This is a genomic window from Lentzea sp. NPDC036949, from assembly GCF_055608075.1.
In genome coordinates this window covers 1,040,538-1,066,714 of record NZ_JBVJRA010000001.1, presented here as the reverse complement: position 1 = coordinate 1,066,714, position 26,177 = coordinate 1,040,538, and the positions used below count along the sequence as shown (strand labels likewise).

30 protein-coding genes are annotated in these 26,177 nt (G+C 71.2%); 12 read left to right on the top strand and 18 right to left on the bottom strand.

Annotation, left to right across the window (positions count from 1 at the left end):
* Positions 1 to 38: 38 nt before the first annotated feature.
* Positions 39 to 782 carry a TetR/AcrR family transcriptional regulator gene (locus ACZ7CD_RS05430; protein ID WP_470378348.1) on the top strand — a complete coding sequence of 248 codons (744 nt, stop codon included), beginning with the start codon at positions 39 to 41 and terminating at the stop codon, positions 780 to 782.
* Here the strand turns inward: ACZ7CD_RS05430 and ACZ7CD_RS05425 are convergent.
* From ACZ7CD_RS05425 to nth, 4 genes are read right to left on the bottom strand one after another with little or no spacing between them, the layout of a single operon-like run.
* On the bottom strand, positions 715 to 1,902 hold the full coding sequence (locus ACZ7CD_RS05425) for a MarP family serine protease (protein ID WP_360385092.1): 1,188 nt from the start codon (positions 1,900 to 1,902) through the stop codon (positions 715 to 717). The genes ACZ7CD_RS05430 and ACZ7CD_RS05425 overlap by 68 nt on opposite strands.
* Positions 1,903 to 1,917: 15 nt before the next feature.
* Positions 1,918 to 2,604: an NUDIX hydrolase gene (locus ACZ7CD_RS05420; protein ID WP_470378347.1), complete on the bottom strand. Its 687-nt coding sequence runs from the start codon at positions 2,602 to 2,604 to the stop codon at positions 1,918 to 1,920.
* The gene (locus ACZ7CD_RS05415) at positions 2,601 to 3,164 is read right to left on the bottom strand and encodes a TlpA family protein disulfide reductase (RefSeq protein ID WP_470376063.1); all 564 of its coding nucleotides are present in this window, start codon (positions 3,162 to 3,164) and stop codon (positions 2,601 to 2,603) included. Before ACZ7CD_RS05415 ends, ACZ7CD_RS05420 begins: the two co-directional genes overlap by 4 nt.
* Complete coding sequence (nth, locus tag ACZ7CD_RS05410; protein WP_360386595.1) at positions 3,161 to 3,868, bottom strand: endonuclease III; 708 nt, start codon at positions 3,866 to 3,868, stop codon at positions 3,161 to 3,163. Before nth ends, ACZ7CD_RS05415 begins: the two co-directional genes overlap by 4 nt.
* Positions 3,869 to 4,004: 136 nt before the next feature.
* On the opposite strand from nth, the gene ACZ7CD_RS05405 reads away from it, so the two are divergent.
* The 3 genes from ACZ7CD_RS05405 (at position 4,005) to ACZ7CD_RS05395 (ending at position 6,719) form a co-directional block, all read left to right on the top strand.
* On the top strand, positions 4,005 to 4,244 hold the full coding sequence (locus ACZ7CD_RS05405; protein WP_109630982.1) for a hypothetical protein: 240 nt from the start codon (positions 4,005 to 4,007) through the stop codon (positions 4,242 to 4,244).
* Positions 4,245 to 4,451: 207 nt separating this feature from the next.
* A complete protein-coding gene (locus ACZ7CD_RS05400) occupies positions 4,452 to 5,126 on the top strand; it encodes a Crp/Fnr family transcriptional regulator (protein WP_030469453.1) in 675 nt (224 codons plus the stop codon).
* 339 nt (positions 5,127 to 5,465) lie between these two features.
* Positions 5,466 to 6,719: an MFS transporter gene (locus tag ACZ7CD_RS05395; protein ID WP_360385086.1), complete on the top strand. Its 1,254-nt coding sequence runs from the start codon at positions 5,466 to 5,468 to the stop codon at positions 6,717 to 6,719.
* A gap of 648 nt (positions 6,720 to 7,367) precedes the next feature.
* Here the strand turns inward: ACZ7CD_RS05395 and dnaN are convergent.
* The 3 genes from dnaN to ACZ7CD_RS05380 all read right to left on the bottom strand — a co-directional run bounded on the left by dnaN (position 7,368) and on the right by ACZ7CD_RS05380 (position 10,135).
* Positions 7,368 to 8,462: a DNA polymerase III subunit beta gene (gene dnaN / locus ACZ7CD_RS05390; RefSeq protein WP_470378346.1), complete on the bottom strand. Its 1,095-nt coding sequence runs from the start codon at positions 8,460 to 8,462 to the stop codon at positions 7,368 to 7,370.
* Positions 8,463 to 8,537: 75 nt separating this feature from the next.
* Positions 8,538 to 9,344 (bottom strand): MBL fold metallo-hydrolase, encoded by an 807-nt coding sequence (locus tag ACZ7CD_RS05385; RefSeq protein ID WP_470378345.1) that lies wholly within the window; start codon positions 9,342 to 9,344, stop codon positions 8,538 to 8,540.
* Positions 9,341 to 10,135, bottom strand: coding sequence for an NUDIX hydrolase (locus ACZ7CD_RS05380; protein ID WP_470369638.1), 795 nt, complete (start codon positions 10,133 to 10,135; stop codon positions 9,341 to 9,343). The genes ACZ7CD_RS05385 and ACZ7CD_RS05380 overlap by 4 nt, the downstream gene beginning before the upstream one ends.
* Before the next feature lie 39 nt (positions 10,136 to 10,174).
* Here ACZ7CD_RS05380 and ACZ7CD_RS05375 point away from each other — a divergent pair, with 39 nt between their 5' ends.
* Together ACZ7CD_RS05375 and ACZ7CD_RS05370 are read left to right on the top strand one after the other, a co-directional pair.
* Entirely contained in the window at positions 10,175 to 10,531 is a 357-nt protein-coding gene (locus ACZ7CD_RS05375; RefSeq protein ID WP_360385080.1) for a hypothetical protein, read from the top strand.
* Positions 10,532 to 10,545: 14 nt separating this feature from the next.
* Complete coding sequence (locus ACZ7CD_RS05370; RefSeq protein ID WP_458429687.1) at positions 10,546 to 11,436, top strand: Gfo/Idh/MocA family protein; 891 nt, start codon at positions 10,546 to 10,548, stop codon at positions 11,434 to 11,436.
* Between the two features lie 27 nt (positions 11,437 to 11,463).
* Here ACZ7CD_RS05370 and ACZ7CD_RS05365 read toward each other — a convergent pair whose 3' ends face one another.
* Genes ACZ7CD_RS05365 through ACZ7CD_RS05350 form a run of 4 tightly spaced genes read right to left on the bottom strand, consistent with a single transcriptional unit; the run spans position 11,464 to position 13,903 of the window.
* Positions 11,464 to 12,642: a hypothetical protein gene (locus ACZ7CD_RS05365; RefSeq protein ID WP_470378344.1), complete on the bottom strand. Its 1,179-nt coding sequence runs from the start codon at positions 12,640 to 12,642 to the stop codon at positions 11,464 to 11,466.
* Positions 12,643 to 12,653: 11 nt separating this feature from the next.
* Complete coding sequence (locus ACZ7CD_RS05360; protein WP_360385074.1) at positions 12,654 to 13,256, bottom strand: hypothetical protein; 603 nt, start codon at positions 13,254 to 13,256, stop codon at positions 12,654 to 12,656.
* Between the two features lie 42 nt (positions 13,257 to 13,298).
* Positions 13,299 to 13,751: a RidA family protein gene (locus ACZ7CD_RS05355; protein WP_360385072.1), complete on the bottom strand. Its 453-nt coding sequence runs from the start codon at positions 13,749 to 13,751 to the stop codon at positions 13,299 to 13,301.
* Positions 13,748 to 13,903 carry a DUF4177 domain-containing protein gene (locus ACZ7CD_RS05350; RefSeq protein ID WP_086668176.1) on the bottom strand — a complete coding sequence of 52 codons (156 nt, stop codon included), beginning with the start codon at positions 13,901 to 13,903 and terminating at the stop codon, positions 13,748 to 13,750. Before ACZ7CD_RS05350 ends, ACZ7CD_RS05355 begins: the two co-directional genes overlap by 4 nt.
* 69 nt (positions 13,904 to 13,972) lie before the next feature.
* On the opposite strand from ACZ7CD_RS05350, the gene ACZ7CD_RS05345 reads away from it, so the two are divergent.
* From ACZ7CD_RS05345 to bagB, 3 genes are read left to right on the top strand one after another with little or no spacing between them, the layout of a single operon-like run.
* Positions 13,973 to 14,224 carry a hypothetical protein gene (locus ACZ7CD_RS05345; protein ID WP_360385070.1) on the top strand — a complete coding sequence of 84 codons (252 nt, stop codon included), beginning with the start codon at positions 13,973 to 13,975 and terminating at the stop codon, positions 14,222 to 14,224.
* 44 nt (positions 14,225 to 14,268) lie between these two features.
* Positions 14,269 to 15,261, top strand: a complete 993-nt coding sequence (gene bagA, locus ACZ7CD_RS05340; protein ID WP_360385068.1) for an ATPase BagA — start codon at positions 14,269 to 14,271, stop codon at positions 15,259 to 15,261.
* Positions 15,258 to 16,382, top strand: a complete 1,125-nt coding sequence (bagB, locus tag ACZ7CD_RS05335; RefSeq protein ID WP_360385066.1) for an ATPase BagB — start codon at positions 15,258 to 15,260, stop codon at positions 16,380 to 16,382. The genes bagA and bagB overlap by 4 nt, the downstream gene beginning before the upstream one ends.
* A 33-nt stretch (positions 16,383 to 16,415) precedes the next feature.
* On the opposite strand, the gene ACZ7CD_RS05330 is transcribed toward bagB, so the two are convergent.
* Positions 16,416 to 16,706 carry a WhiB family transcriptional regulator gene (locus tag ACZ7CD_RS05330; protein WP_360385064.1) on the bottom strand — a complete coding sequence of 97 codons (291 nt, stop codon included), beginning with the start codon at positions 16,704 to 16,706 and terminating at the stop codon, positions 16,416 to 16,418.
* Between the two features lie 237 nt (positions 16,707 to 16,943).
* Between ACZ7CD_RS05330 and ACZ7CD_RS05325 the strand changes: the two genes are divergently transcribed.
* A complete protein-coding gene (locus ACZ7CD_RS05325) occupies positions 16,944 to 19,385 on the top strand; it encodes a penicillin-binding protein (RefSeq protein ID WP_360385062.1) in 2,442 nt (813 codons plus the stop codon).
* A gap of 61 nt (positions 19,386 to 19,446) precedes the next feature.
* Here ACZ7CD_RS05325 and ACZ7CD_RS05320 read toward each other — a convergent pair whose 3' ends face one another.
* The 3 genes from ACZ7CD_RS05320 to ACZ7CD_RS05310 all read right to left on the bottom strand — a co-directional run bounded on the left by ACZ7CD_RS05320 (position 19,447) and on the right by ACZ7CD_RS05310 (position 21,017).
* Positions 19,447 to 19,923, bottom strand: coding sequence for a Dps family protein (locus ACZ7CD_RS05320; RefSeq protein WP_360385060.1), 477 nt, complete (start codon positions 19,921 to 19,923; stop codon positions 19,447 to 19,449).
* Positions 19,924 to 19,939: 16 nt separating this feature from the next.
* A complete protein-coding gene (locus ACZ7CD_RS05315; protein WP_325512784.1) occupies positions 19,940 to 20,362 on the bottom strand; it encodes an organic hydroperoxide resistance protein in 423 nt (140 codons plus the stop codon).
* A gap of 79 nt (positions 20,363 to 20,441) precedes the next feature.
* Positions 20,442 to 21,017, bottom strand: a complete 576-nt coding sequence (locus tag ACZ7CD_RS05310) for an NADPH-dependent FMN reductase (protein WP_360385058.1) — start codon at positions 21,015 to 21,017, stop codon at positions 20,442 to 20,444.
* Positions 21,018 to 21,082: 65 nt separating this feature from the next.
* On the opposite strand from ACZ7CD_RS05310, the gene ACZ7CD_RS05305 reads away from it, so the two are divergent.
* Positions 21,083 to 22,135 carry an alpha/beta hydrolase gene (locus tag ACZ7CD_RS05305; RefSeq protein ID WP_470369641.1) on the top strand — a complete coding sequence of 351 codons (1,053 nt, stop codon included), beginning with the start codon at positions 21,083 to 21,085 and terminating at the stop codon, positions 22,133 to 22,135.
* Here ACZ7CD_RS05305 and ACZ7CD_RS05300 read toward each other — a convergent pair.
* Together ACZ7CD_RS05300 and ACZ7CD_RS05295 are read right to left on the bottom strand one after the other, a co-directional pair.
* Complete coding sequence (locus tag ACZ7CD_RS05300) at positions 22,111 to 23,304, bottom strand: MFS transporter (RefSeq protein ID WP_470378343.1); 1,194 nt, start codon at positions 23,302 to 23,304, stop codon at positions 22,111 to 22,113. The genes ACZ7CD_RS05305 and ACZ7CD_RS05300 overlap by 25 nt on opposite strands.
* An 84-nt stretch (positions 23,305 to 23,388) precedes the next feature.
* Positions 23,389 to 25,200, bottom strand: coding sequence for a prolyl oligopeptidase family serine peptidase (locus ACZ7CD_RS05295; protein ID WP_360385051.1), 1,812 nt, complete (start codon positions 25,198 to 25,200; stop codon positions 23,389 to 23,391).
* Positions 25,201 to 25,279: 79 nt separating this feature from the next.
* Between ACZ7CD_RS05295 and ACZ7CD_RS05290 the strand changes: the two genes are divergently transcribed.
* Positions 25,280 to 25,759: a GAF domain-containing protein gene (locus ACZ7CD_RS05290; protein ID WP_458429695.1), complete on the top strand. Its 480-nt coding sequence runs from the start codon at positions 25,280 to 25,282 to the stop codon at positions 25,757 to 25,759.
* A gap of 15 nt (positions 25,760 to 25,774) precedes the next feature.
* On the opposite strand, the gene ACZ7CD_RS05285 is transcribed toward ACZ7CD_RS05290, so the two are convergent.
* The gene (locus tag ACZ7CD_RS05285; protein WP_470378342.1) at positions 25,775 to 25,996 is read right to left on the bottom strand and encodes a hypothetical protein; all 222 of its coding nucleotides are present in this window, start codon (positions 25,994 to 25,996) and stop codon (positions 25,775 to 25,777) included.
* Positions 25,997 to 26,177 lie beyond the last annotated feature (181 nt).

Below are 26,177 nucleotides of genomic sequence, written 5' to 3'. Positions count from 1 at the left end.
ACACTGTATCGGCAAGAGACGCTGTATTGTCCAGTCCGATGTCGAACGAACCCGTGTGGGAGCGGCCGGAGCCGCCCGGCAAGCCGTCACCGACCCCGTTGAGCAGGGACCTGATCGTGAGCGCCGCGATCAGGCTCGCCGACGCGGGCGGGCTCGACGAGGTGTCGTTCCGCAAGGTCGCCGCCGCCCTCAACGCCGGCCCGATGCGCCTGTACGGCTACGTGGAGACCAAGGACGAACTGCTCGACCTCATGGTCGACGAGGTCTACGGCGAGATCACGCCGCCGCCGTCATCGGCCGGCTGGCGCGAGGGTCTGCGGCACGTCGCGCACGGCATCCGGGACGCGACGAAGCGGCACGAGTGGTTCATCGACCTGCTCAGCAACCGCCCGCACCAGGGCCCGAACGCGCTCACGCACCTGGAGACCACGCTCGCCACGGTCCGGTTCGACGACATCGACCAGGTGCTCGGCGCGGTCGGCGCGGTGATGGCGTACGTCTTCGGGGCCGTCCGCGGCGAGATCACCGAACTGCGCGCGGAACGGTCCAGCGGCATGACCGAGGAGCAGTGGCAGCGCGCGTCCGGCCCCTACATGCAGCGGATGCTCGCCACCGGCCGGTTCCCGACGCTCGCCAGGGTCATGCACGAGTCGAGTGACACCGATCCCGCGCACAGGTTCGAGGTGGGCCTCGGCTACGTGCTCGACGGGATCGCTACGAGGCACAACCTTGCGTGGAGGCCCGCCGGGTCAGCGTCGGAGCCTTCTGCACAATTTCCTTGACCTGCTGCGCCGTGAGCACGAACCCGGTCTCCGGGTCGTCGACCGCCGCGCCGAACACCACGCCCATCACCCGGCCGTTCGGGTCGACCAGGGGGCCGCCGGAGTTGCCGGAGCGGACCTCGGCGCGGACGGTGTAGACGTCGCGGGTCACGGTCTGCGCGTCGTAGATGTCCGGGCCGCGCAGCAGCGGGATGCGTTCGCGGACACGGGCGGACTTGGCGAGGTAGGGGCCGTCGAGGGGGTAGCCCAGCACGATGCCGTCCTCACCGGCCTGCACTTCGTCGGAGCGGAACTGCAGCGGCGCGGCCTCCAGGTCGGGGACCGCGAGGATGGCGACGTCGACCTTGGGGTCGTAGAGGACGACGGTGGCGTCGAACTGGCCGCGGCCGACCTCGACCGTCACCTCGTTGGTGCCGGCGACGACGTGGGCGTTGGTCATGACGCGCTCGGGGGCGATCACGAAACCGGTGCCCTCCAGCGCGCGGGAGCAGGACGGGGCACGGCCGCGGACCTTCAGCACCGAGGACTTCAGCCGGTTCACCACCGGGGAGCTCGCCAGCGCCTGGTCGGGTGGGCTGACGTCCTTCAGCGGGGTGCGGTTGAACGGGTCCATCGCCTGCGGGAAGCCGGAGACGTCGAACAGCTTCTGCAGGTCGTCGGACAGCACGCGAGCGGCCTGCGGCATGGTCTCGTTGACCTTGCCGAGGATCACCGAGTTGCGCAGCGACGCGGTCAGGTCGGGCAGGCCCGCGACCGAGGTCAGCGGCAGGGCGATCATCCAGGCCACGACGAAGACGACGATGCCCTGCACGATGGCGCCCAGCGCGTTGTCCGCGCCGCGCAACGGGGAGGCGTTGACCCGCGCCTTGATCGTCCGGCCGATGTAGACGCCGATCGTCTCGCCGAGCGCCACCAGCAGCACGACGATGCCCACCGCGAAGACGACCTTGGTCACCACGTTCTCGAACTGGGACACGAGCATCGGTGCGATCTGGGTGCCGAGGATCAGGCCGACGAGCACACCGACGAACGCGGGCAGCGCGACGACCATGCCCTGCCTGGCCCCCGACACCGCGGCGATCGCGGCAAGGCCCAGCACGAGCAGGTCAACCCAGTTCAACCGACTACCTCCGCCTCACTGTGTAGCGCGCAACGCTAGTTCAAGGTCGCGCACATCGGTCGCATCCCACGGCTGTTCCCAGCCACCGAGTGCGATCAGGCCGTTCAGCAGTCCCGCGGTGAAGCCCCACACCAGCATGCCCGGCGCGGAGAAGGCCGCTCCGACGTAGCCCGCGGGGTGGCGCACCCGGAACCTGTTGGCGGGGTCGGCGAGGTGTGCGACCGGCACCCGTGCGACGGCGGCGGTCTCGGCCGGGTCGACGGGGGCGACGGGGCTCGGCTGTTCCCAGTAGGCGAGCACGGGGGTGACCACGAAACCGGACACCGGCACGTACAGCTCCGGCATCACGACCAGTGGTCTCACTCCTGTCCCAAGTACACCTGTCTCCTCGTAAGCCTCGCGTAATGCGGTGGCCACGGGTCCGTCGTCGGTCGGGTCGGCGGCCCCGCCGGGGAACGCGACCTGACCGGGGTGCGAGCCCAGCGTGTCCGAGCGGCGCAGCAGCAGGACGTCCGGGCCGTGGTCGGCGTTGTCGCCGAAGAGCATGAGCACCGCCGCGGGCCTGCCGCCGGACGCGGGGGGCTTGATCCGGGTGAACGCCGTGGCGTCGATCTCCTCGGTCGCCTTGACGAGCCGCTGCATCCAGTCCGGCAGCTCGGTCGCTCCCAGCCCGGTTGTTCCCAGCTCGGTCGCCTCGCTCATCGCACCGCCTTCTCCACCTGTTCCGGCGCCGTGAACACCGGCGGGTCCGTGATCAACCGGACCGCGCCGTCCGCTGATATGTAATACGTGGCCGGCAACGTGATCGGCGCCTTCACCCGCTTGCGCAGCTCGTCCGCCCCGTCGTGGACCGACGGCAGCCGCACGCCCAGCTTGGCGAGCAGCTCCAGGCCGTCGGCCTCGGTGCTCTCCACGAGAACTGGGACGACCGGGACGGCGTTCGGTTGCTCCGCGTAGGCGTCCAGCACCGGAAGCTCCTTCTGGCACGGCTGGCACCAGGTCGCCCAGAAGTTGATCAGGAGCGGGCCCTTGAGCGCGAGGTCCGTCCGGGTGCCGTCGCGCAGGCACGTCACGCCGACGCCGCCCGCACCGCCCGGCACGCACGGCCGCAGCTGGGCCTGCGCGCGCAACGCCACCACGTCCTGCGGCGGGCGGTTCGACCGGACGGGCTGCTCCCGCGCGTCATCGCGCGGCCACAGCGCGACGACCCCGGCGACGCCGAGGACGAGCACGAGGACCAGCCAGCGGGTGCGGTTGTTCACCCCACCAGCTTCTCACCGGCCCGCACCCGCTCGGCGAGCTCGACCAGGTGCGGCTTCTCGTCGCCCTTCACGAGCTTCGCGGCCTTCACCGGGTCCTCGGGACCCAGGCCGTACGACGGGCAGTCCTTCATCAGCAGGCAGGCCCCGCACGCGGGGGTCTTGGCGTGGCACACGCGGCGGCCGTGGAAGACGATCCAGTGCGAGGCCATGGTCCAGTCGCGCTTCTCGATCAGCTCACCGATCGCGTACTCGACCTTGACCGCGTCCTCCTCCTCGGTCCACCCCCAGCGGCGCACGAGCCGGCCGAAGTGGGTGTCGACTGTGAGCCCCGGCACATCGAAGGCGTTGCCGAGAACCACGTTGGCCGTCTTGCGTCCTACACCGGGGAGCTTGACCAGCTCCTCCATGCTGCCGGGAACCACACCGTCGTGCTGCTCCACGAGAGCGGCACCGAGACCCAGGAGGGATGACGCCTTGTTCCGGTAGAAGCCGGTGGGGCGGATCATCTCCTCGAGTTCCACCCGGTCGGCTCCGGCGTAGTCGGCGGCCGTCGGGTACTTCGCGAAGAGCGCGGGAGTGACCTCGTTGACCTTCTTGTCGGTGCACTGCGCGGACAGCACGACTGCCACGACCAGTTCGAGCGGCGTGGTGAAGTCCAGCTCGCAGTGGGCGTCGGGATATCCCTCGGCAAGCGTGCGCACCATCCGGCGGGCCCTGCGGGTCAGGCCGAGTTTGGTTTCCGGTTTCTTGGTTGCGGGCACTGATCCAGAGTAGTCAACACGCCGCGACCACCCCCTAGATCCGTGCTCGAATCCCCCATGCGCCAGACTGCGGAGCATCATGACTGCCTGGTTTGTGATCGTCGTCCCGATCGTGATCATGTTCTTCGCGCTCTTCATGGAGCGCGTGGAAGCGAAGCTCCGGCACGTGGCCGTGCAGGAGAACGAGGTCGAGGAGTTCCTGGAGTCCGCCCGGCCCGACGAGGTCAAGGCGCTCTACGGACACGGCATCGGTCGCGCGCTGGAGCTGTTCCGCCTGCGCCGCCGCGGTCGCGGCAGCGTGCGCAAGCGCGTCCGCTAGCGGGCGGGTGCCGACCAGGCACCCGAATGGCGTAGACTGGTTCGTTGGGCTCTGGATCGAGTCAGTCGAGTTGTTCCCAGCGAGACGGCGAGCCGAACGGCGATCCACTACACAGCCCTTAGACTGCAACGCAGTGATCGGCGGCACGGCGCTGACTCCACCAAAGATGGTGGTAGGCGTGCCGTCGCGTCGATTAGGAGGGACGAGGTGGACGAGACCCTGGCGCGAGCGGGCATCTTCCAGGGAGTTGACCCGGCAGCCGCAGAGGCGCTGGCGCAGACCCTGGAGACGGTGGAGTTCCCGCGTGGCCATGTGATCTTCGCGGAGGGTGAGCCGGGCGACCGCCTATACATCATCCAGTCCGGCAAGGTGAAGATCGGCCGCAAGTCGCCGGACGGCCGCGAGAACCTGTTGGGGATCTTCGGGCCCTCCGACATGTTCGGTGAACTGTCCATTTTCGACCCCGGCCCCCGCACGTCGACCGCGACGACGGTGACCGAGGTGCGCGCGGTATCCATGGACCGCCCCGCGCTCCGTCAGTGGATCACCAACCGGCCGGAGATCGCCGAGCAGCTGCTGAGGGCACTGGCCCGCAGGCTGCGCAGGACGAACTCGATGCTGGCCGACCTGATCTTCACGGACGTGCCCGGCCGCGTCGCCAAGGCGTTGCTGCAGCTCGCGCAGCGCTTCGGCTCGCAGGAGGCCGGTCTGCTCCGCGTCACGCACGACCTGACGCAGGAGGAGATCGCCCAGTTCGTCGGCGCGTCCCGCGAGACCGTGAACAAGGCCCTGGCCGACTTCGCGCACCGCGGGTGGCTGCGGCTGGAGGGCAAGAGCGTGCTGATCCTGGACCCGGAGCGCCTGGCGCGCCGCGCACGCTAGGACTTCAGCAGTTCGACGGACAAAGGACCGGGCGCCACCCCCGACGTGGCGCACCGGTCCTTTGTGCTGCACGGCCCATCCCCCGACGAACCGTGCCTTCCCACCCTCCGGCGCGCAGGCCCCGACCCTCTGGCCGGAGGTTGGTCTTTCGATCGACGAGTCAACTTTCGCACGGCCCCTACCGTGGGACTCAAGCCTTTTCACCCTCAGGGACCTCGTTCGGGTGGTTTTGGCTGCATCTTTCACCCGGTCATCCCATTCCTGTGACCGAACCGCAACCGTGGTGACACCGCGCACCCAAACTGGTACTTCCGTACCACCTTTGTCATACTGGTACACATGTCCCACTCTGCCCGCCTGTCCGACTACCGTGCTGCCCTGACGACCCCCGGCATGCGCGGCCCCGTGGTCGCGTCCCTGCTCGCCCGCCTCCCCATCGCGATGGTCGGGCTCTCGCTGCTGCTCTACGTGGAGCGCGCCACGGGTTCGTTCGCGGTCGCCGGTCTCGTGTCGGCGGCGGCGCTGGTGGGCGTGGCGATGGGCTCGGTCGTGCAGGGCCGGTTGATGGACCGCTTCGGTCCCACCCGCCCGCTGATGACCGTGACCGCGCTCTTCACCCTCTTCGTGACCGCCTCCGTGATCGCTGTCGAGGCCGGCCTGCCGGTGCTCCTGCTGGTCCCGCTGGCCCTCGGCGTCGGCGCGACCGAGCCGATGGTGGGCTCGGCGTCGCGGGCGCTGTGGGAGCGGATGGTCCCCGCCGGCCCGACGCGGATGGCGGGCTACGCCTACGAGGCCATCTCGATGGAGGTCTTCTTCATCCTCGGACCGGGTCTCGCGGGCCTGCTGCTGGCGGCGCCCTGGGCGGGCACCGGCGTGGTCGTCGGCTCGGTGCTGATGGTCGTCGGCGCCCTGTGGTTCGCGACCAACCCGGTCGTGCGCGAGTGGGGCCCAGTCGTCCAGGCCCCGCGGCCGCTGCTCGGTGCGTTCGCCTACCCCGGCATGCGCACGGTGGCGCTGGCCGCGCTCGGCTTCGGCGTGACCATCGGTTTCGTCGAGGTGGCGGTGCCGGCCTTCGCGAAGGCGACGGGCCACGCCGCGATGGGCGGCCTGATGCTGTCGCTGTGGTCGATCAGCTCGGTGATCTTCGGCGTGCTCTACGGCATGCGCCCGTGGCCGCGCCCGATGCACCTGCGCCTGCCGGTGCTGCTCGGCGGCTTCGGCCTGCTGTCGCTGCTGCTCGCGATCCCCGCGTCGCTGGTGGGGCTGGGCCTGGCGCTGTTCGTGGTCGGCACCCTGATCACGCCCCAGTCGACCGCGCACTCCGCCGCGATCGAGCAGGTCACGCCCAGCGGCATGGCTGCGGAGGCGTTCGGCTGGGTGATCACCTCGGTGACCGTCGGCCTTGCCATCGGACAGGGCCTGTCCGGTCAGCTGATCGAGCACTTCGGCACGCGGCCCGCGTTCCTCGCCTCCGGCGTGGCCGGTCTGCTGATCGCCGCGGCCGTGTGGGCGCTGCGCGAGACCGTGCGGCGCGGGGTTCCGGCCGGGGATGCGCTGCCGGCGCGGTCGGAAATGGAGCTCGTGGCCCGCTGAGGGGTGGACGGGTCCCCGGAGTGGGGGCCGGAGGTTGTGGTTGAGAGGCACGCCGGGGACGGCGTGCCTTTCGGCATTTCGGGGGTTGTTGGGGGCGGCTGGTGGCCGGGTGAGGGTGCGGGCCTGCCGCGCGGGGGCGGGCAGGGCCGGGGGGGCAGGGCAGGCCGAGGCCGGGGACGGCCCAGGGACGGGGACGGCCCGGGACGGGCGAGCCAGGCCGGGGACGGGCGGGCCGGAGCGGGCCGAGCGAGGCGGGGCAAGGCGGGGCAAGGCGGGGCAGAGCGAGAAGGGGGCGGGCAGGCCAGGCCGGGGACGGGCGGGCGGAGCGGGCCGAGCGAGGCGGGGCAGGGCGGGAAGGGGGCGGGCGGGCCGCCACCGAGGGTGGGCAGGCCGCACTCCAGGGCGAGCGCGCCGCACCCCAGGACGAGCAGAGCGCGTCCCAGGACGCGCTGAGTGGCGCCGACCCTGGACTGCAGGCCCGCAGCGTCGCACGACCGCCAACGGGCCAGGCTCGTCGTGCCCTGCCCCTACGCCCGCGCCTCCACGCCCCCGCGCTCGCGCCCCCGTGCCCGCGCTCACGCCCCGCGCTCAGACCCCACGCTCAGACCCCACGCTCAAGCCCCTGCGCTCGGTGGCCTGACGGCGCCGTCAGGCCACCGAGCGCATCGGCACGACCAGGTAGGTGAGCTCCACGCCGTCCTCGCCGGGCGGGGAGGTCAGGACGGTGGAGCGGAGGCCGTCCTGGATGCGGAGTTCGATGCGGCGGCCCGCGAAGGCCTTCAGGGCGTCGGCGAGGTAGCGGGCCTGGAAGGTCTTGGTGAGGCGGTCGCCCTCGACGGTGGCCTTGACGAACTCCTCGGCCTCGCCGGAGGTCGGGTCGCTGCTCTTGACGCGCAGCTCGCTGTCCTCGACCTGGATGGTGACGGCCTGGTGGGGGCCGCCGTAGGGGGTGGCGCGGCGCACGGCGCGGGACAGGGCGTCGGCGTCGACCAGGACGGTGCTGTCGATGGTGGTCTCCAGGAGTCGGCGCGCTCGGTCGTCCGGGAACGGGGCGGCCAGGAGTGCGGTGGAGAGGGAGTTTTGGTGCCAGGCGAGGCCGATGCGATCCGCGTCGGCGTGCAGGGCGACGGGGCCCTCCGCCTGGCGGGTGGCTTCGGCGAGGGCCTTGGCGGGGACCAGGACGTCGACGGAGCCGGCGGACTGCCACGGGAGCTTGGCGTAGGCCATGCGGTAGCGGTCGGTGGCCATGACGTGCAGGTGCTCGGCGTCGGACTGGACGCGGATGCCGGTGAAGATCGGCAGTGCGTCGTCCTTCGAGGCGGCACCGGCCACGGCGGCGACGACGCGCAGGTGCTCGGCGGCCGCGGTGCCCTGCAACGGGGGCAGGGCCGGGATGCCGGGGTGGTCGTGCAGGTCGAGCAACGGCAGGGCGAAGCGGGCCTGGCCGGTGCGGACCGCGAGCCGGGAGCCCTCGACGCGCAGGCGGACCTGCGGCTCGTCGAGGGCCTGGAGGGTGGCGGCGAGCGCCTTCGCGGGCACCAGCACCTCCCCCTCGGTGTGCGCGGACGCGGGCTTCGTCAGGCTCACCGCGTGTTCGTGGTCGCTGCCCGCCACCTCCACCCCCGTCGCGGAGGCCCGCAGCCGGACGCCGGCGAGGACGGGGTCGAGCACGCGGGTGGGCAGCAGCCGCGCCACCTCGGCGACGGCGCCGGCGAGCTCGGCTGTGGTGGCGGTGAGGTCCATGGCAGGGACGTTAGCGAGCACCCCTGACAATTTTCGCGAGCACGAGCGCGGCCAGGACGCATGAGCACCGGCGTCTCACCCGGTGCGCAGGTACTCCAGCTGGGCCCGCACCGACCACTCCGCGGCCGGCCAGAGCACCCGGTCGACGTCGGCGTAGACGACCTCGACGACCTGCCGGGGCGTGGGCGAGCCGCCCAGCGACTCCACGGCCCGGCGCACCTGCTCCAGGCGCTGGGTCCGGTGCGCCAGGTAGGCCCGCGCGGCCTCGCCGGCGTCGGCGAGCTCGGGGCCGTGGCCGGGCAGCACCGCGGTGTCCGGCGGCAGGTCCGCCAGCACCTTCAGCGACTCGAAGTAGTCGCCGAGCTTCCCGTCGGGGTGGGCGACGATCGTGGTGCCGCGGCCCAGCACCGTGTCCCCGGTCAGCACGGCCTCGCCGTCGAGCACGAAGCACAGCGAGTCGCTGGTGTGCCCCGGTGTGCCGAGCACCCGCAGCTCCAGACCGGAGCTGGTGACGACGTCACCGTCCACCAGGCCCTCGGACCCGAAGACGAACGTCGGGTCGAGCGCGCGCACCGGTGCCCCGACGAACTCTCCGAACGAGCGCGCCCCCTCGGAGTGGTCGGGGTGACCGTGGGTCAGCAGGACCTCGGAGACCGGCCCGACCGCCGCGATGCGCTCCAGGTGCGCGGGGTCGAGCGGACCGGGGTCGACCACGACGTACGACCCGGCGTCCGGCGCCTTGAGCAGCCACGTGTTGGTGCCGTCGAGCGTCATCGGCGACGGGTTGTCCGCCAGCAGCACGGCCGCGTGCGCGGTGACCTGGCGCAGCTGCCCGTACAGCGGGTGCTCGGCACGGGCCCCGATCAACGGCGACCCGCTCATCCGAGCACCACCCTGACCACGTCACCGTCGCGGATCAGCTTGGGGATGATCTTCTCGACGCTGCGCTCCTCGGCCATGACCGCGGCGACCGAGCCGAGCGCACCGATCTCGTCCAGCGTCCGCCAGGTCGGCGGCATGAGCATGCGGCGCCCCTCCTGGGCGTCCTGGACCGCTTCCGCGGGCGTCTGCCAGGCCGCGTCGGACGCCTCGGTCGTGGCGCCGTCGGCGTGCTGACCGGTCGGCAGGGCCGCGACGAAGAACCGCGTGTCGTAGCGGCGCGGCTCCTCGCGCGGAGTCACCCAGTTGGCCCACGGCCGCAGCAGGTCCGCCCGCAGCACCAGCCCGGCGGCCGCCAGGAACTCCGCCAGCGACACCTTCCGGTCGACCAGGTCCTGCCGGGCCTGCGCGTACACCGAGGCGTCCGCGACGACCGTCGACGGGGACGGCCCCGCCAGCAGCACACCGGACTCCTCGAACGTCTCCCGCACCGCCGCGCACACGAACGCGCGGGCGAGCGACTCGTCCACCCCGAACACCGACCCCCACCACGACGGCGGCGGACCGGCCCACGCGACCGACGTGTCCGCGTCGCGCGGGTCCACGCCACCACCGGGGAACACGGTCATGCCGCCCGCGAACGCCATCCCCTTCACCCGCCGCAGCAGGAACGCCTCCACCCCGGCCGCACCGTCGCGCAGCAGCACCACGGTGACCGCGTCACGGGGTTCGACGGGTTGGGCAACCGGCGCCGCGGGTACCAGGTTTCCCGGCAAGGTCATGTCCTCGGGCATCCTCCGAGCGTACGACCGCGCTGACGTGAGGATGGTGTGATGGCGACGAAGGTCTCCGGCTGCCTGGTGAAGATGCTGCTGGTCCTGTTCGGCGTGGTGGTGGGAACGGGGCTGACGGCGGTGACGGCCGTCCTGCTGTTCCTGCCCGACCGCACGACCGTGATCAGCGTCGACCCGACCGCCGAGTCCCCCGGCGTGTACGTGAAGAAGGTCGAGCGCGTGGTCGGCGGCACCGGCTACGAGATCTGGCTCGGGCCCACGCCCGACCGCGGTCACGTGGTGACCGTTCCCGCCGGGTGGGAACACGACCCCGACCGCGAGAGCACGCCCGACGGCCTGCGGCTCAAGTTCGACAACGGGGGCGAGATCTTCGTCCCCAGGGCCAGCTACCTCTGAGGCAGGATGGGCGAGTGGACGAACAGCTGCGCGTAGGACTCGTCGGTGCCGGACCGTGGGCGGAGATGGTCCACGCCCCCGGTCTCGCCAACCACCCCGGCACCCGGCTCGCCGGCGTCTGGGCCCGCAGGCCCGAGGCGGCGCAGCGGCTCGCGAACGCCCACGGCACCGAGGCGTTCGAGTCCTACGAGGACATGTTGTCCACTGTGGACGCCGTCGCGTTCTGCGTGCCGCCGGGCGTGCAGGCGCCGATGGCGATCACGGCGGCGAACGCGGGCAAGCACGTCGTCCTGGAGAAGCCGATCGCCGAGTCCGCGGACGTGGCCGAGCGGCTCGCGCAGGCCGTGAGCGACGCGGACGTGGCGTCGCTCGTCGTGCTGACCCGCCGCTACGCCCCGGAGACCAAGGAGCTGCTCAGGCAGCTGCACCGCACCGGCGGCTGGACCGGCGCGGACGGCCGCTGGCTGACCGGCGCGCTGCTCGACGGGCCGTTCTCGAACTCGCCGTGGCGGCACGAGAGGGGCGCGCTCGACGACATCGGCCCGCACGCGTTCGACCTGCTGGACGCGGCACTGGGCGAGATCACCGACGTGCTCGCGGCGAACGTGTCGGAGACCGGGCTGTGGCAGCTGATCCTGCAGCACGCGGGCGGTGCGACGAGCACGCTGACGCTCACCCTGTCGTTGCCGTTGCAGCCGCCGTTCACGGACTTCACCGTGTTCGGGCCGAACGGCCACCGCACGCTGAACGGCCGCGACACGTCCACTTCCGACTGCTACACGAACCTGCTCGACGACTTCGTGGCGATGGTGCACAGCGGCACCACCACCCACGAGTGCGACGTGCGCCGCGGCCTGCACCTGCAGAAGGTCATCGACCTGGCGCGGCGCAAGGCCGGGGCGTGACGTCCGCCCCGGGAGCACGAGTCGCCCTCACTGCTGCTGGTGCCCGTTGTTCGTGGCCCCGAACGCCGACTGACGCGCCGATGACCGGTCGATCTGCCAGCGACCGGCGTCGGACGTCTTCGCGCCGGACTGCTCGCGCTGCGCCAGCTCCTCGTGCAGCTGCTGCAGCAACGCGCGTTCGCGTTCGCTGAGGTTCGCGTCCACACCGGACGACTCCGCGGGCGGTTCGGCCAGCGCGGCCTGCAGGGCCGCCAGCTCGTCGCCGCGCAGTTCCATGGTGACCTCGGCCCGGTTGATCGGGGTGGGCTCCGGCAACGCCTCCGGCACCGGCTCCAGCTCCACCACCGGTTCCGGCTCCGGTTCGGGCTCCGGCTCTGCCGGGGCCACGGAGATCCGCTTCACGGGCTTGGGCGGGAAGGGCTGCGACCCCTCCAGGGACGGCGTGCGGGCAAAACGTGAGCCGGACTCCTCCACCACTGGCTCCGGCGCCGGTGTCGGCTCGGCCACCGGCGCCGGAGCGGGAAGTTCTTCCGACTGGTCGAACCAGGTGGGCTCGTGCCCCACGCCCGCGGGTGCCGGTGGTGGCATCGACGCCACCTGCGCCCCGGAGATGGGCACCGGACGCGAGGACGTCACGGCGGAGGCGTGGTAGTCGCCCAGCTGCGTGCCGACGGCCAGCACCTCGACCGCGGCCCGGATGCCCGCCTTGCGCAGCACCGTGTCGACCCGGTACGCGGTCGCGGGCGCGAAGCCCTGCGGACCCACGTCCACGAGCACGACCCGTTGCGGCAGCGGCCCGGGGGTGGCCCCGGCCGGCGAGGAACGCCAGACGCAGCGCACCGCGCGCACGTCCGGCAGCACCGACACCGCGCGCGACAGCAGCGGGCCGAGGTCCGCCGCCGGGTCGGAGTCGGAGGTGAAGCGGTGCCGGATGAACGGCAGCACCTCGACGACCGGCATGCGGTCGGTCAGGCTCGCGTCGGAACGCACCTCGTGCAGCGCCCACGTGATGGCGGCCCGCTCGTCGGGCAGCACGGGGATGCCGCCTGCCAGGAGCGTGCCGACGAGGAGCTCGACCGCGCGGTCCAGCTCTCCGACGGCGAGGAACTCGCGCGCCTTCGACAGGGCGTCGTCGTCGACGCGCCCGGCCATCGACAGCAGGAGATCGTGCAGACGGACCGGCAGGCCGACACCGTCGTTCGTCACGGCAACTCTCCTTAGCTGAGCACCAGGTGCTCCTCGGACTCGGCGCCGGCGCACACCAGCTCCGATGCCGCCAGCGCCGCCCGGTGGTAGGGCGGCAGGTCCAGACCGGACGGCACGACCTCGACGCACGGGTCGGGCTCGCCCAGCGCCCGCAGCACGCGCTGCAGCTCGCCGGTCAGCCTCGCGTGACCGGTGGTGGCCGCCACCAGCAGGACGCGGTTGACCCCCTCGGGGCCGATGCGCCAGCAGGAACGGACCTCACCGACCCCGTGGCGGCCTCGCAGCGTGGCACCGAGCACGACGGTCGCGGAATCCCCCATCGGCACCCGATCGGGTGATTCCGGGGAGAAGGTGTAGTCGGTGGGGGGCAGTTCGTCCAGCCCTTTGACCGAACTGACGGCCCCCGGCTCGGCCCCGTAGGGCACGAGCGCGTCCTGAAGGAGGCGCATCTCGTGGTCGGTCAGCGGGATGCGCCCGTGCAGCAGGGTGCGCGGCAACGACCGCGCGAGCACCGCGTACGCGTCCGAGGCCGCCCAGTCCCGGTACCGCCAGAGCAGGTCGTCCGGAATGCGTCCGGCGAGCCGCAGCAGCAGTTCGTGGCACGTGTCCGACATGTCACACCCTTCAGCGGAAACCCGGGACGGGGACCGGGAGACTCAGACCTCGACGACCAGTTCGACCTCGACCGGCGCACCGATCGGCAGCTCGGCGACGCCCACGGCGGAACGGGCGTGCTTGCCCGCGTCACCGAAGATCTCCCCCAGCAGCTCGGACGCCCCGTTCACGACACCGGGCTGACCGGTGAAGCCCTCCGCGGAGGCGACGAAGCCAACAACCTTCACGATCCGCTTGATCGAGTCAACGCCCACGAGGTCGTGGACCGCCGCCAGCGCGTTCAGGACGCACGTCCGGGCGTAGGCCTTGGCCTCCTCCGGGGAGACGTCGGCGCCGACCTTGCCGGTGGCCGGGAGCTGGCCGTCGACGAACGGCAGCTGGCCCGAGGTGAACACCCAGGACCCGCTCTGCACGGCCGGGACGTAGGCGGCGAGCGGTGCGGCGACGCCGGGGAGCTCGATGCCGAGCTCGTCGAGGCGAGCGGACCAGGTCATGCCTTCACCCGCTTCAGGTACGCGACGTGCTGCTCACCGGTGGGGTTGGTCAGCACGGTGACCAGCTCCCAGCCGTCCTCGCCCCACTGGTCGAGGATCTGCTTGGTGGCGTGGATCAACAGCGGAACGGTCGCGTACTCCCACTTCGTCATGCGCGGAAGCCTAACCCGCCACCCGAACGACCTCTGCGCGGTTCCGGCCGATCGGGCTACCTTGATCACATGGAGACCTGGCGCGTCATCGCCACCGGCGCGTTCGCGGTGGGCGGGCTGGTGCTGGTGCTCGTCGCCATGGCCCAGGTGCGGGACCGCAAGCACAGCCAGCGGGTGCAGGTCCGGCAGGCCGGGCTGATCGGGCTCGTGGTCGTGGCCCTCGTCACGCTGGGCATCGCGTTCTTCCTGCCGTCGGTCGTGGCGTGGGCGTTGGTCGCGGCGACCGCCATGGCCGTTCTCTTCCTCACCCTGGTCGATTGACCGACCGATCCACGTCCGGCCGGATTCACACATAGTCTGGACGGGTGACGTCGTGGACCGAGGAGCTGACCAGAGCCCGTCTGCACGTGGTCTCCGGCAAGGGCGGCACCGGGAAGACCACGGTCGCGGCCGCGCTGGCGCTCGCGCTCGCCACCGGGGGCCGCCGGGTGCTGCTGGTGGAGGTGGAGGGCAGGCAGGGCATCGCCCAGCTCTTCGACCGGGCCCCGCTGCCCTACTCCGAGGAGCGCATCGCGTCCGCGCCGGGCGGCGGTGAGGTGCACGCGCTCGCCGTGGACGCCGAGGCCGCGCTGCTGGAGTACCTGGCGATGTTCTACAACCTCGGCTTCGCCGGCCGGACGCTGCGCAAGATGGGCGCGATCGAGTTCGCGACCACCCTCGCCCCCGGCCTGCGGGACGTGCTGCTCACCGGCAAGGTGAAGGAGACGGTCAACCGCACCGGCGACGGCGGCAGGCACTGCTACGACGCGGTGGTGCTGGACGCGCCGCCGACCGGCCGGGTGGTGAAGTTCCTGGACGTCACGAAGGCCATGGCCGACCTCGCGAAGGTCGGGCCGATCAAGGGGCAGAGCGAGGGCGTGGTGCGGCTGCTGCACTCCGGTGACACGGCGGTGCACCTGGTCGCGCTGCTGGAGGAGATGCCGGTGCGCGAGACGCTCGACGCGGTCGCCGAGCTGGACGCCGCGGACCTGCGGCCCGGCGCGGTGCTGGTGAACCGGGTGCAGCCGACGCGGCTGCCGGCCAGGTCGCTGCCCGCGGCGGCGGACGGCAGGGTGGACGCGGCACGGGTGCGCGCCGGGCTCGTGGCGGCGGGGCTGGACCTCGCGGAGGAGACGCTGGACGACCTGGTGGACGAGACCGTCGAGCACGCCATCCGGGTGCGCTCGCAGCAGGAGGCGATGGAGCTGCTGCGCGAGTCGGACCTGCCGACGCTCGACCTGCCGGAGCTGACCGACGGGGTGGACGTGGCCGCGCTCTACGAGCTGGCCGAGGTGCTGGTCGCGGCGGGTGTGCGGTGAACAGGCTCGACTTCGACCCGCTGCTCGACGACCCGGCCACGCGCGTGCTCGTGTGCTGCGGGTCGGGTGGTGTCGGCAAGACGACGACGGCGGCGGCGCTGGCGCTGCGGGCGGCCGAACGGGGCCGGCGCGTGGTGGTGCTGACGATCGACCCGGCACGCCGGCTGGCCCAGTCGCTCGGGCTGCGGGAGCTCGACAACCACCCGCGCGAGGTCGTCGTCGACGGCTTCGAGCCCAAGGGCGAGCTGTTCGCGATGATGCTGGACATGCGCCGGACGTTCGACGACATGGTGCTGACCCACGCCGGGCGCGACCGGGCCGACCAGATCCTGTCGAACCCCTTCTACCAGACCATCTCGTCGTCGTTCTCCGGCACGCAGGAGTACATGGCGATGGAGAAGCTGGGCCAGCTGGTGGCCGCGGACGAGTGGGACCTGATCGTCGTCGACACCCCGCCGAGCCGGTCGGCGCTCGACTTCCTGGACGCGCCGCAGCGGCTGTCCACTGTGCTCGACGGCAGGTTCATCCGCATGCTCTCGGCACCGGCGCGCGCCAGCGGCCGGGGCCTGTTGAAGATCGTCGGCACCGGTTTCAGCCTGTTCACGCGCGCGGTGTCGACGATCGTCGGCGGCCAGCTGCTGCAGGACGCGTCGACGTTCGTGCAGGCCTTCGACAGCATGTTCGGCGGGTTCCGCGAACGGGCCCAGCGCACGTACGAGCTGCTCCGCTCGCCGGGCACCGGTTTCGTGGTGGTGGCGGCGGCGGAGCCGGACGCGCTGCGCGAGGCCAGCTACTTCGTGGAGCGGCTCAGCGCGGAGAACATGCCGTTGTGCGGGCTCGTCGCGAACAGGACCCACCCCGTGCTGGCGGCGGACCTGCCCGCGGCGAAGGCCCACGCCGCGGCGGACGACCTCGACCGTTCCGGTGAGGCGCCGCTCGCGGCGGCGGTGCTCCGGCTGCACGCGGACCGGGTGGCGGTCGCCGATCGGGAGAAGCGGCTGCTGGCCCGGTTCACGCGTGCCCACCCCGGTGTCGCCCTGGTCGGCGTGCCCGCGTTGCCCGCGGACGTGCACGACCTCGACGGCCTGCGCGAGATCGGCCGCCGGCTCGCCGGGGAGTAGAGCCTCGTTGATCTTCCGTGCGGAGCCGCGGAACTAGCCGACCCGCGTGTCCTCGTGGTGTTCCTGGCGCGCATTGTCGAGCAATTCGTACCAGGACGTCACGTCGGGACGGCGACGCAGGAGAGCGCGTCGTTCACGCTCCGTCATGCCGCCCCAGACACCGAACTCGATCCTGTTGTCGAGCGCTTCGGCCAGGCATTCCATGCGCACCGGACAACCGAGGCACACGAGCTTCGCCTTGCGCTGCTCCGCACCGCGCACGAAGAGCTGATCCGGCTCCTCATCACGACACGAAGCGTTGATACGCCAATCCCCCTGGTTCATATCCCCCACTCCTCAGTGCTGTCCAAATGTGGAAATCCGCCACACCCCTGCCACGGATGCCGTAGCGTTCGAGCTACGACTGCATTCCTTGGACGTTGACGGACTGTAGTGCCGTTCGGTTCCCCTTCCAAGCCTGGGTCACCCGACTGTTACCTGTCTTGCGTATGTCTACTCATGCTGAGTAACGGCCCTTACTGATCACCTTCACCCGTTCGTGTACGGCGTACGCTGAGGCGCGTGCGAGTCAGGAATGGCGTGCTCAAGATGCTCGGCCTGTGCCTGCTGGCTGGGGTTCTCCTCGCCGGCATGCTGTTCCCAGTCGTGGGCGCGACCGGTCTGGTGTCGAACCGGGCCAGCGACACCGTGGACAGCATCTCCGCCGACCTCGTGACCACGGACCCACCGCTGATCACGACGGTCACCGACAGGGAGGGCGCCCCGATCGCCTACCTGTACGACCAGTACAGAGTCCTGACACCGCCCGAGAAGATCTCGCCGACCATGAAGGCGGCGCTGATCTCGGTCGAGGACCGCCGGTTCTACGAGCACCAGGGCGTGGACTGGAAGGGCACCATCCGCGCCGGTCTGACGAACCAGGTCAGCGGCGCCGTGACGCAGGGCGCGTCCACGCTGACCCAGCAGTACGTCAAGAACTACCTGGTCCACGTCGTGGCGCGGAACAACAAGCTGGAGCAGGCCAAGGCGCAGGAGCAGACCATCGCGCGCAAGATGCGCGAGGCCCGGATCTCCCTGCAGCTGGAGCGGAAGCTGGGCAAGGAGGAGATCCTCGCCCGCTACCTCAACGTCGTCCCATTTGGTTCGACCATTTACGGGATCGCGGCGGCCGCCCAGGCCTACTTCAACACCACGCCCGACAAGTTGACGGTTCCCCAGGCCGCGATGCTCGCCGGAATGGTCAACAGCCCGTCAGCACTCGACCCCGAAGCGTATCCGGACAAAGCGCTGGAGCGGCGCAACAAAGTGATCGACAGGATGGTCGAGAACGACAAGCTGTCGCGCGACGCGGGTGAGGCGGCGAAGAAGGAAGGCCTCGGCCTGGCGAACCCGGTGCGCACCCCGCCGAACGGTTGTGTGGGCGCCGGACCGGAAAACGGCTTCTTCTGTTCCTACGTCGTGAACTACCTGCAACGCGCGGGTTTCAGCGAAGAACAGCTGCGCACCGGCGGCTACACCGTCCAGACCACTTTGGACAGAGGGATCACCGCGCAGGCCAAGGCGGCGGCGGAGGCGGGAGTCGCCAAGGGCACGCCCGGGATCGCGAACACCATGGCCGTCGTGAAGCCCGGCAAGGAACGCCACGACGTGCTCGCGCTGGTGGCCAACCGCGACTACGGCCTGAAGGCCGACCTGAACCAGACGACGTTCGACCTGCCCAGCGGCGTGGAGAACAAGTTCGGCGCCGGCTCCGTCTACAAGGTCTTCACCGCCGCCGCGGCGCTGGAGAAGGGCCTGGGCATCGAGAACACCATCGCGACGCCGACGTCCTACACCTCGCGGGTCTTCAAGGGCGGTGCCCAGCGCTGCCCGAGCACCGGTGAGCCCAGCACCCGCTGGTACTGCCTGTCGAACTTCGACTCGAGCTACCCGTCGTCGATGTCGTTGCAGCAGGCGTTGCAGACCTCGCCGAACACGGGCTTCGTGATCCTCGAGGAGCAGACCGGCATGGACGCCGTGGTCGACATGGCGTCGCGGCTGGGCATGCGCGACACGATGGCGACGAACCTGCAGGGCATGCGGCCGGACCCGAAGGCCAAGGACAAGCAGAACCGCATCTCGCAGACCGAGTTCTACAAGCAGAACGGCGGCAACGCCTCGTTCACCCTCTCGCCCGCCCCGGTGTCCACCCTGGAGCTCGCGAACGTCGCCGCGACCATCGTGTCCGGCGGCAAGTGGTGCCCGCCGACCCCGCTCGCGAAGGTGCTCGACCGCAACGGCAAGCCCGTGCCGGTCAACGAGGCGCCGTGCGAGCAGGTCGTCAACGAGGGCCTGGCCAACGGCCTGGCGATGGGCATGAGCAAGGACGACCTGGGCAACGGCACGGCCGCGGCCGCCGCCCGCGCGTTCAAGTGGACCCGCCCGATGATCGGCAAGACCGGCACCACCGAGGAGTACAAGTCGGCCGCGTTCATCGGCGCGACCCCGGACTTCGCCGGTGCGGTGCAGACGTTCAACGACGGCACCGCGCCGCGCCCGATCTGCGTCGGCGGCGCACCCCGCCTGTGCGGCAACGGCAACATCTTCGGCGGCACCGTCCCGGCCCGCACGTGGTTCGACACGATGTCGAAGGTTCACGGCGACCTGCCGGTGTCGCAGCTCGCACCGGTCGAGCAGCGCTACCTCAAGGGCGGCCGCGAGATCCAGATCCCGGACGTCGTCGGCCGCCAGGTCAACGACGCGGTGCGGGTGCTGGAGCAGGCGGGCTACAAGACGAGCCAGCAGACCGTCAACTCCGAGCAGTCCAAGGGCACCGTCGTCAGCCAGTCGCCGCGCGGCAACGCGTTGCGCGGCACGGTGATCACGTTGTCGGTCTCGTCCGGCTACGTGCCGCCGCCGGTGCCGACCGAACCGACGAGCGGTCAGCCGCCGAGTCCCGGTGACCCGAACCCGGGGCCGCCGATCACCCTGCCCACCGAGCCGGGTGGACCACCCCGCAGGTAGCCGACAGGGCCCTCCCGCCGTTCGAGCGGGAGGGCCCTGGTCGTCTTCGTCCGGCTGCGTCCTAGGCGGACTGGGCCTGCCACATCCAGTGCGCCTGCTCCAGCTCCTGCGTGATGCCGATCAGCAGGTCCTGGGTGACGAGGTCCGGCTTGTCGGTCTCGTCGATGCGGGAGCGCATGCGGGCGATGAGCTTGCCCAGGGAGTTGGTGATCGCCGTGACGACCTGGTCCTCCTTCAGCCAGCCGGTCTCGATCTCGGGCACGCCGGACGACTCGGCGATGGTCCTCGCCGTGCCGTTCGGGGTGACGCCGAGAGCGGCCGCGCGTTCGGCGACCTGGTCCGCGGCGGTGCGCGCCGCGGTGACCAGCTCGTCGAGCTGCAGGTGGACGCTGCGGAAGTTCTTGCCGATCACGTTCCAGTGCGCCTGCTTCCCGATCAGGGACAGGTCGACGAGGTCGACGAGCGTTGCCTGCAGCACTGCCCCCACGGCGTCACGGTCGGCGTCGGGGAGCGGGCTGGTGATCGGGTTCTTGGCCATTGTTGAACGCGCCTCCTCAGACGGTGACGGTGAGCGCCACCTCGATGTTGCCGCGCGTCGCGTTCGAGTACGGGCAGACCTGGTGGGCCTGCTCGACGAGCTTCTCCGCGACCGCCTGGTCGAGTCCGGGGATCTTCACCGCGAGCTCGACGGCGAGCTGGAAGCCGCCGGCCCCGTTGGATCCGATACCCACCTTGGCGGTTACCTCGGAGGACGCAACTTGAACCTTCCCGGCGCGCGCGACGGCTGCGATGGCGGAGTTGAAGCACGCCGAGTACCCGGCCGCGAAGAGCTGCTCCGGGTTGGTCGCGTCCCCGCCGGGGCCGCCCATCTCCTTCGGGACCGACAGGACCTCGTCGATCACACCGTCGGAGGAGCGCACCTCGCCGTTGCGGCCTTCGCCGTAAGCAGTCGCCTCAGCCGTGTACAGCGCTTCCATTCCGCTCTCCCTTGAGTCAGTGGACGTTGCTTCCACCGGGGAGAACGCATCGCGCACGACTTATCTGCCCGATGGTGACTCAGTTCACGTCAACGGGTGACGCGTGGCGCAGCGCGAACTCGACGACCTGGCGGCCGATGACCCGCAGGTTCCGGTCGACGTCGGAGTCCGAGCAGGAGCCGTCGCCGTCGAACTTGACCTGCGCGGAGTTGATCGCGGCACCCAGCGGCGTGGGCCACCCGCGCAGCGCGTGCACGATCGAGCGGACCGCCGCGAGCGTGTTGACCGCGGCCTGCCAGCCGTAGGCGGCGGTGATCGTGCCGACCGCGCGGCCGTCGAGGTAGGGGCGGTCGTCGTCGCGCAGGTCCTCGATGTAGTCGAGGGCGTTCTTGACCAGGCCGGAGACCGTGCCGTGGTAGCCGGGCGACACGAGGATCACGCCGTCGGCCCTGCGCAGGTCCTCGACCATCTTCCTCGCGATGTCCGTGCGTTCCGGCACGGACGGGTCGTAGAACGGCAGCACCAGCTCGGGGCCGCTGTACTGGATGGTCCGCGCGCCGAGCTCGCGGGCACCCTCGAGTGCGACCCTCAGCGCCCGCTCGGACTGCGAGTCGGACCTGATCGAGCCGCCGATGCCCACCACCGTCACCGTCATGACGTCGATCCTTCCACCTCCAGATACCTGGAGATCCAGCACTACTCGCGAGTAACGTGCACCACATGTCGAACTTCCGGGCCGGCGTCCTGGCCGGCGCCCTGCGCTTCGCGTTCGGTCTGCCCGCTCCCGTGCGCCGCCTGATCGCCGGCCGCCCGATCCGGCTGGACGGTCAGGACCTGCACCCCGAAGCCCAGTTGCTGCTGCGCCTCCAGCAGCTGTCCGGCACCGGATGGCGCACGAGGACAGCATCGGAGAGCCGACTAGACCTGGAGTTGAGTTCGAAGCTCGTCTCAGGGCAGAAGATCACCGGTGTGGGTACCCGCGACCTCGCGATCGGGGAGTTCGCCGGGCGGCTCTACACGCCGGACGGGCTGGCTCCCGGCTCCGCGTTGTTGATCTTCTACCACGGTGGCGGCTGGGTGACCGGCAGCCTGGAGAGCCACGACAACCTGTGCCGGTTCCTCGCGCGGGAGGCGGGCGTGCGGGTGCTGGCCGCGGACTACCGGCTCGCGCCGGAGCACCCGTTCCCCGCGGCGGCCGACGACGCGGCCGAGGTGCTGCGCTACGCCGTGGCCAAGGCGGAGGACCTGGGCGTCGACCCGCGCCGGATCGCGCTCGGCGGGGACAGCGCGGGTGGCAACCTGGCCGCGGTGACCGCGCACGGCGCCGAGGTCGACGTGGCGTTCCTGCTGCTCTTCTACCCCGGCGTGGACGCGTCGGTGCGGCGCCGGTCGCGGGAGGTCTTCGGCAACGGGTTCTTCCTGACCGACGAGAAGATGGACTGGTTCCTCGACCAGTACAGCTCCGGCGGCCGCGACCGGCACGACCCGCGCCTGTCGATCATGCTGGCCGACGACCTGTCCGGGCTGCCGCCGACCTACGTCGCGACCGCGGGCTACGACCCGTTGCGCGACGAGGGCGAGGCGTTCGCCGAACGACTGGCCGCCGAGGGCGTTCCGGTGGTCCTGCGCCGGCACGAGGGGTTGTTCCACGGCTTCGCGAACGTGCTCGGCGTCGGCGGGATCTTCCGCGAGGCCGTGTCGGAGGCCGTCGGAGCGCTGCGGACCGGCCTGGCCCTCGCGAACTCCGCTCAGGACGTGGCCGAGACGGCCTGACCGCGGTCGCCGGTCCGCTGCCTGCTCAGCAGCCAGCCGACACCGGCGACCACCAGTCCGGCCAGCCCCGCGACGACGAACCCGAGCGCGGGCCCGCTGTGGTCCACGGCGAGGCCCGCGAGCGGTTGTCCCGCCGCGACCCCGAACGTGAACGCCGAGCCCTGCAGGCCGAGTGCCACGCCGCGCGCCGACGGGGGCGCGAGCTTGCTGATCTGCTCGCTCGACGCGGCGATCGTGGGCGCGCACAACAGGTTCATCGGGACCAGCGCGAGGGCCAGCAGCGCCACGTTGCCGTCGCCGAGGCCCACCGGCAGCTCCAGCACCGCCATGCCCGCGAGCAGGACCACGCCTCCCGGCACGCGCCGCAGACCGCCGTAGACGAGCCCGCCGAACGCCGACGCCGCGCACATCACCACGAAGAGCACGCCGAGCCAGCCCTGCCGGCCGGCGTGCTCCAGGCTGGCGATGGCGGCGAGCTCCATGCCCGACAGCACCATCGTCGCCCCGAACGGGATGATCAGCGCCGCGACCATCGGCCCGCTCAGCCACTCCTGCCAGCGCGGCGCCGGCTCCGCGCTCACCTCGTCCTCGTGCACCAGCGGCGGGTTCACCACGTACAGCAGCACGCAGGCCAGCACGATCGCCACGCCGACGGAGACGAGCGCCAGGCCGGTCGAGAACTTCGTCGCGAGCAGCACGCCCGCCGCCGGCCCGACCATGAACGACAGCTCGACGGAGATCGAGTCGAGGGAGAACGCGGGCCTGCGCTGCGGTTCCGGCACCAGTGCCGTGAGGGCCTGCCGGCCGATCGACATCACCGGCACCGAGAACAACCCGTTGGCGAACGCCAGCGGCAGCAGCAGGGAGTAGCTCATCATCGGCGCGGTCAGCCAGAACGCGCCCTCGACGACCGCGCTGACGGCCAGGGTGGTCCGCAGACCCCTCAGGTCGATCAACCGCCCCATCAGCGGCGACCCGAGCCCGATGCCGACCATGGTCGCGAACCCGACGGCACCCGCCGCCGCGTACCCCTTGTCGAGCGAGGTCACGACGTGCAGCGTCACCGTGACGCCCGCCGCCGTCGGGGCGATCCGCGCGAGCAGCACCAGCAGCATCAGCGACCGCACACCGGGCAGCGCGAGGACGGTCCGGAAGGGGGCGAGGTTCACCCCCACATCGTCACTCCGCGGGCAAGGTGATTTCCCGGCCCGGGCGGGGCCCTCCCACCGTGGCGGGAGGGCCCCGTTCCGCGACTACCCCGCCAGGTGGCGGCGGGCGAAGTCCACCTCAGCGGCCGTCTGGCGCATGGTCTCGGCGACCACCAGCGAGCCGTGGCCCGCGTCGTAGCGGTACATCTCGTAGGTGTGGCCGCGCTCCGCGAGGGCGTCGAGGTAGTTGTCGATCTGCCTGATCGGACAGCGGGGGTCGTTCTCGCCCGCGAGGACCAGCACCGGTGCGGTGACCCGGTCGACGTAGGTGAGCGGCGAGCACTCGCGGTACAGGTCGGGCAGGTCCTCCGGGGAGCCGCCGAAGAGCGCGCGGTCGAAGGCGCGCAGCGGTTCCATCTCGTCCTCGTAGGCGGCGAGGTAGTCGGCCACCGGGACGCCCGCGATGCCGACGGCCCAGCGCTCCGGCTGGGTGCCGAGGCCGAGCAGCGTCAGGTAGCCGCCCCAGGAGGCGCCGTTCAGCACGACCCGCGCCGGGTCGGCCAGACCGGACTCGACGGCCCAGTCGTGGACGGCGGCGATGTCCTCCAGCTCGGTGAGACCGGGGCGGCCCTCGATGGCGTCGCGCCACTTCGAGCCGTACCCGGTGGAGCCGCGGTAGTTCACGTGGACGATCGCGAAGCCCGCGTCGAGCCACACGGCCCGGTAGGCGGAGAAGCGGTCCTCGTCGGAGGAGTGCGGGCCGCCGTGGACCATGAAGACGGTCGGGAACGGGCCCTCCCCCGCCGGGCGCGAGACCAGCGCGTGGACGTCGCCGACGAACACGTCCTCCAGCGGCTGCGACGTGGCCGGGCGGGAGCCGGCGGGTTCGACGAGGACGCGTTCGGTGCCGTCGGCCGACAGCGCGCGGATCACGGTCGAGTTCGACGCGGACGACCAGGAGTACTCGACGGTGCCGTCGGGACGTACGCCGGCCGAGCCGATCACACCGGGCGCGGTGTCCAGGGTGGACAGCTCACCGGTCGTGAGGTCATAGCGGTGCACGGTGTTGCGCGCGTGGTGCGTGTGGACGATCAGCAACGCCGAGGCGTCCGGGTACCAGTCGGCCGCGACCTCGCCCGGCAGGTCGAGGACGATCTCCTGCTCGGTGTCGGCGGCGACGTCCCACACGAGCAGCTCCTCGCGACCGCGGCGCTCGTGCAGCACGAGCAGGCGCTGGTCGCCGCGGACCGGGCTGAACGAGACGGCGTCGAGGCCCTTGCCCTTGCCGTCCCACTTCTCGGCCGCGGTGGAACCGTCCGCGGTGGAGAGCACGCGCAACGCCATGTGCCGGTTGTCGCCGTGCTCGGAGTGCGCGATGGCGACCAGCGACTCGTCCTTGGCGAGCGCGGTGACACCGGCGTCGTTCTCGTTGCGGTAGACCACCTCGGTGCGGTCGCCGCGGGCCAGCCAGACGGTGGTGCCGTCGTCGGTCGATGCGGCGACGGCCGTGAGCTCGCGGCCGATCTCCAGCCCCGCCGGGTAGCCGGCGGTCACGCCCTCCACGGCGGGCTCGGCCTTGCTGCCGTCGGCGTGGAACGGCTCGCGCACCCAGACGCCGAACTCGTCGCCGTCGTGGTCGTCGAACCACCAGATCTCGGTGCCGTCCGGGTTCAGCGTGCCGTGCGACGTGCCGTTCGGGCGGTCGGTGACCCTGCGGTGCTCGTCGGTGGCGCGGTCCCAGCAGTAGATCTCCCACACCCCGCTCGCGTTGGACAGGTACAGCGCGCGGTCGGGTGCGTCATCGGCCCAGCCGGGCAGGCTCATCCGGGGTGCGGTGAACCGTTCGCGCCACGTGGTCTCCGCGGCGGGGTCGTCGAAGAGCTGGTCCGGAACCTCTGGAGCGGGGTGCGTCGTCACAACCCAACACTAGGTCAGGGGCGGTCCGGCGGGACCGGAATCCCTGGCTGCGCGGCTTCGTGCGCGTTAACGTTGACGAATGCCCGACACGACGGAACTGCTCGACCAGGCGACCTCGTTGGAGGAAGTGCAGCGGATCGTCCGCACGACGGCCCGTTCGCTGCTGCGCTCCCACGGCGCGACCCTCGTGCTGCTGGACGGCGACCTCTGCTACTACGCGGACGAGGACTCGATGAGCCCGTTGTGGAAGGGCCAGCGCTTCCCCGCCGCGAACTGCATCAGCGGCTGGGCGATGCTGAACCGCAAGACCGTCGTGATCACCGACATCCGGTTCGACGCGCGCATCCCGCAGGAGGCGTACCGGCCGACGTTCGTGCGGAGCCTGGTCGTGACGCCGATCCTGCGGCCGCTGCCCATCGGGGCGATCGGGTGCTACTGGGCGGTGCCGCACACCGCGTCCGAGTCGGAGACGTCGGCACTGGAGGCGCTGGCCGCCGCGGCGGGCGTGGCGCTGGAGCGGTTCCCCGAGGGACTGCCCGCGCGGGGGTTCCTCAGCTAGCGCCGGTCCCACGGCTCAGCCGAGCTCTTCCTCGAAGATCCGGTCGACCTGCTTCGACGCCCGGCCGAGCGCCTTGACCGCCGCGAACACGACGACGACAGCGGCGACGACGGCGACGGTCACCCACACCGACGTCAGCAGGTACACGATCGCCAGCGCTTGCAGCACGACAACGGTCTTGGCGGCTACGACGAGCCACGACTTGTGAAGGGGTTTCGCAGCGGCGGCGGAGTTCATGGAGCGTCTCCCGATTTGTTCAACAAGTGCCGAACACGTCGTCCAGCTTGTCGCGTCGATCTTGGCGCCTGTTACGCAACGTGACTTGAATCGTCAACCTTCACTCGTAGGGGCTAACGCTACGTGGCCGTTCCGCATGTTTGACCTGGAACGATGGCGCTGTGACCGTGAACTCACGGTG

Excerpts from the sequence above, each read along its gene's own strand:
- ACZ7CD_RS05430 (WP_470378348.1), top strand. The coding sequence starts at position 39 with ATGTCGAACGAACCCGTGTGGGAGCGGCCGGAGCCGCCCGGCAAGCCG.
- ACZ7CD_RS05420 (WP_470378347.1), bottom strand. The coding sequence starts at position 2,604 with ATGAGCGAGGCGACCGAGCTGGGAACAACCGGGCTGGGAGCGACCGAG.
- nth (WP_360386595.1), bottom strand. The coding sequence starts at position 3,868 with ATGGTGCGCACGCTTGCCGAGGGATATCCCGACGCCCACTGCGAGCTG.
- ACZ7CD_RS05405 (WP_109630982.1), top strand. The coding sequence starts at position 4,005 with ATGACTGCCTGGTTTGTGATCGTCGTCCCGATCGTGATCATGTTCTTC.
- ACZ7CD_RS05395 (WP_360385086.1), top strand. The coding sequence starts at position 5,466 with ATGTCCCACTCTGCCCGCCTGTCCGACTACCGTGCTGCCCTGACGACC.
- dnaN (WP_470378346.1), bottom strand. The coding sequence starts at position 8,462 with ATGGACCTCACCGCCACCACAGCCGAGCTCGCCGGCGCCGTCGCCGAG.
- ACZ7CD_RS05385 (WP_470378345.1), bottom strand. The coding sequence starts at position 9,344 with ATGAGCGGGTCGCCGTTGATCGGGGCCCGTGCCGAGCACCCGCTGTAC.
- ACZ7CD_RS05380 (WP_470369638.1), bottom strand. The coding sequence starts at position 10,135 with ATGCCCGAGGACATGACCTTGCCGGGAAACCTGGTACCCGCGGCGCCG.
- ACZ7CD_RS05375 (WP_360385080.1), top strand. The coding sequence starts at position 10,175 with ATGGCGACGAAGGTCTCCGGCTGCCTGGTGAAGATGCTGCTGGTCCTG.
- ACZ7CD_RS05360 (WP_360385074.1), bottom strand. The coding sequence starts at position 13,256 with ATGTCGGACACGTGCCACGAACTGCTGCTGCGGCTCGCCGGACGCATT.
- ACZ7CD_RS05355 (WP_360385072.1), bottom strand. The coding sequence starts at position 13,751 with ATGACCTGGTCCGCTCGCCTCGACGAGCTCGGCATCGAGCTCCCCGGC.
- ACZ7CD_RS05350 (WP_086668176.1), bottom strand. The coding sequence starts at position 13,903 with ATGACGAAGTGGGAGTACGCGACCGTTCCGCTGTTGATCCACGCCACC.
- ACZ7CD_RS05345 (WP_360385070.1), top strand. The coding sequence starts at position 13,973 with ATGGAGACCTGGCGCGTCATCGCCACCGGCGCGTTCGCGGTGGGCGGG.
- ACZ7CD_RS05330 (WP_360385064.1), bottom strand. The coding sequence starts at position 16,706 with ATGAACCAGGGGGATTGGCGTATCAACGCTTCGTGTCGTGATGAGGAG.
- ACZ7CD_RS05320 (WP_360385060.1), bottom strand. The coding sequence starts at position 19,923 with ATGGCCAAGAACCCGATCACCAGCCCGCTCCCCGACGCCGACCGTGAC.
- ACZ7CD_RS05315 (WP_325512784.1), bottom strand. The coding sequence starts at position 20,362 with ATGGAAGCGCTGTACACGGCTGAGGCGACTGCTTACGGCGAAGGCCGC.
- ACZ7CD_RS05310 (WP_360385058.1), bottom strand. The coding sequence starts at position 21,017 with ATGACGGTGACGGTGGTGGGCATCGGCGGCTCGATCAGGTCCGACTCG.
- ACZ7CD_RS05305 (WP_470369641.1), top strand. The coding sequence starts at position 21,083 with ATGTCGAACTTCCGGGCCGGCGTCCTGGCCGGCGCCCTGCGCTTCGCG.
- ACZ7CD_RS05290 (WP_458429695.1), top strand. The coding sequence starts at position 25,280 with ATGCCCGACACGACGGAACTGCTCGACCAGGCGACCTCGTTGGAGGAA.
- ACZ7CD_RS05285 (WP_470378342.1), bottom strand. The coding sequence starts at position 25,996 with ATGAACTCCGCCGCCGCTGCGAAACCCCTTCACAAGTCGTGGCTCGTC.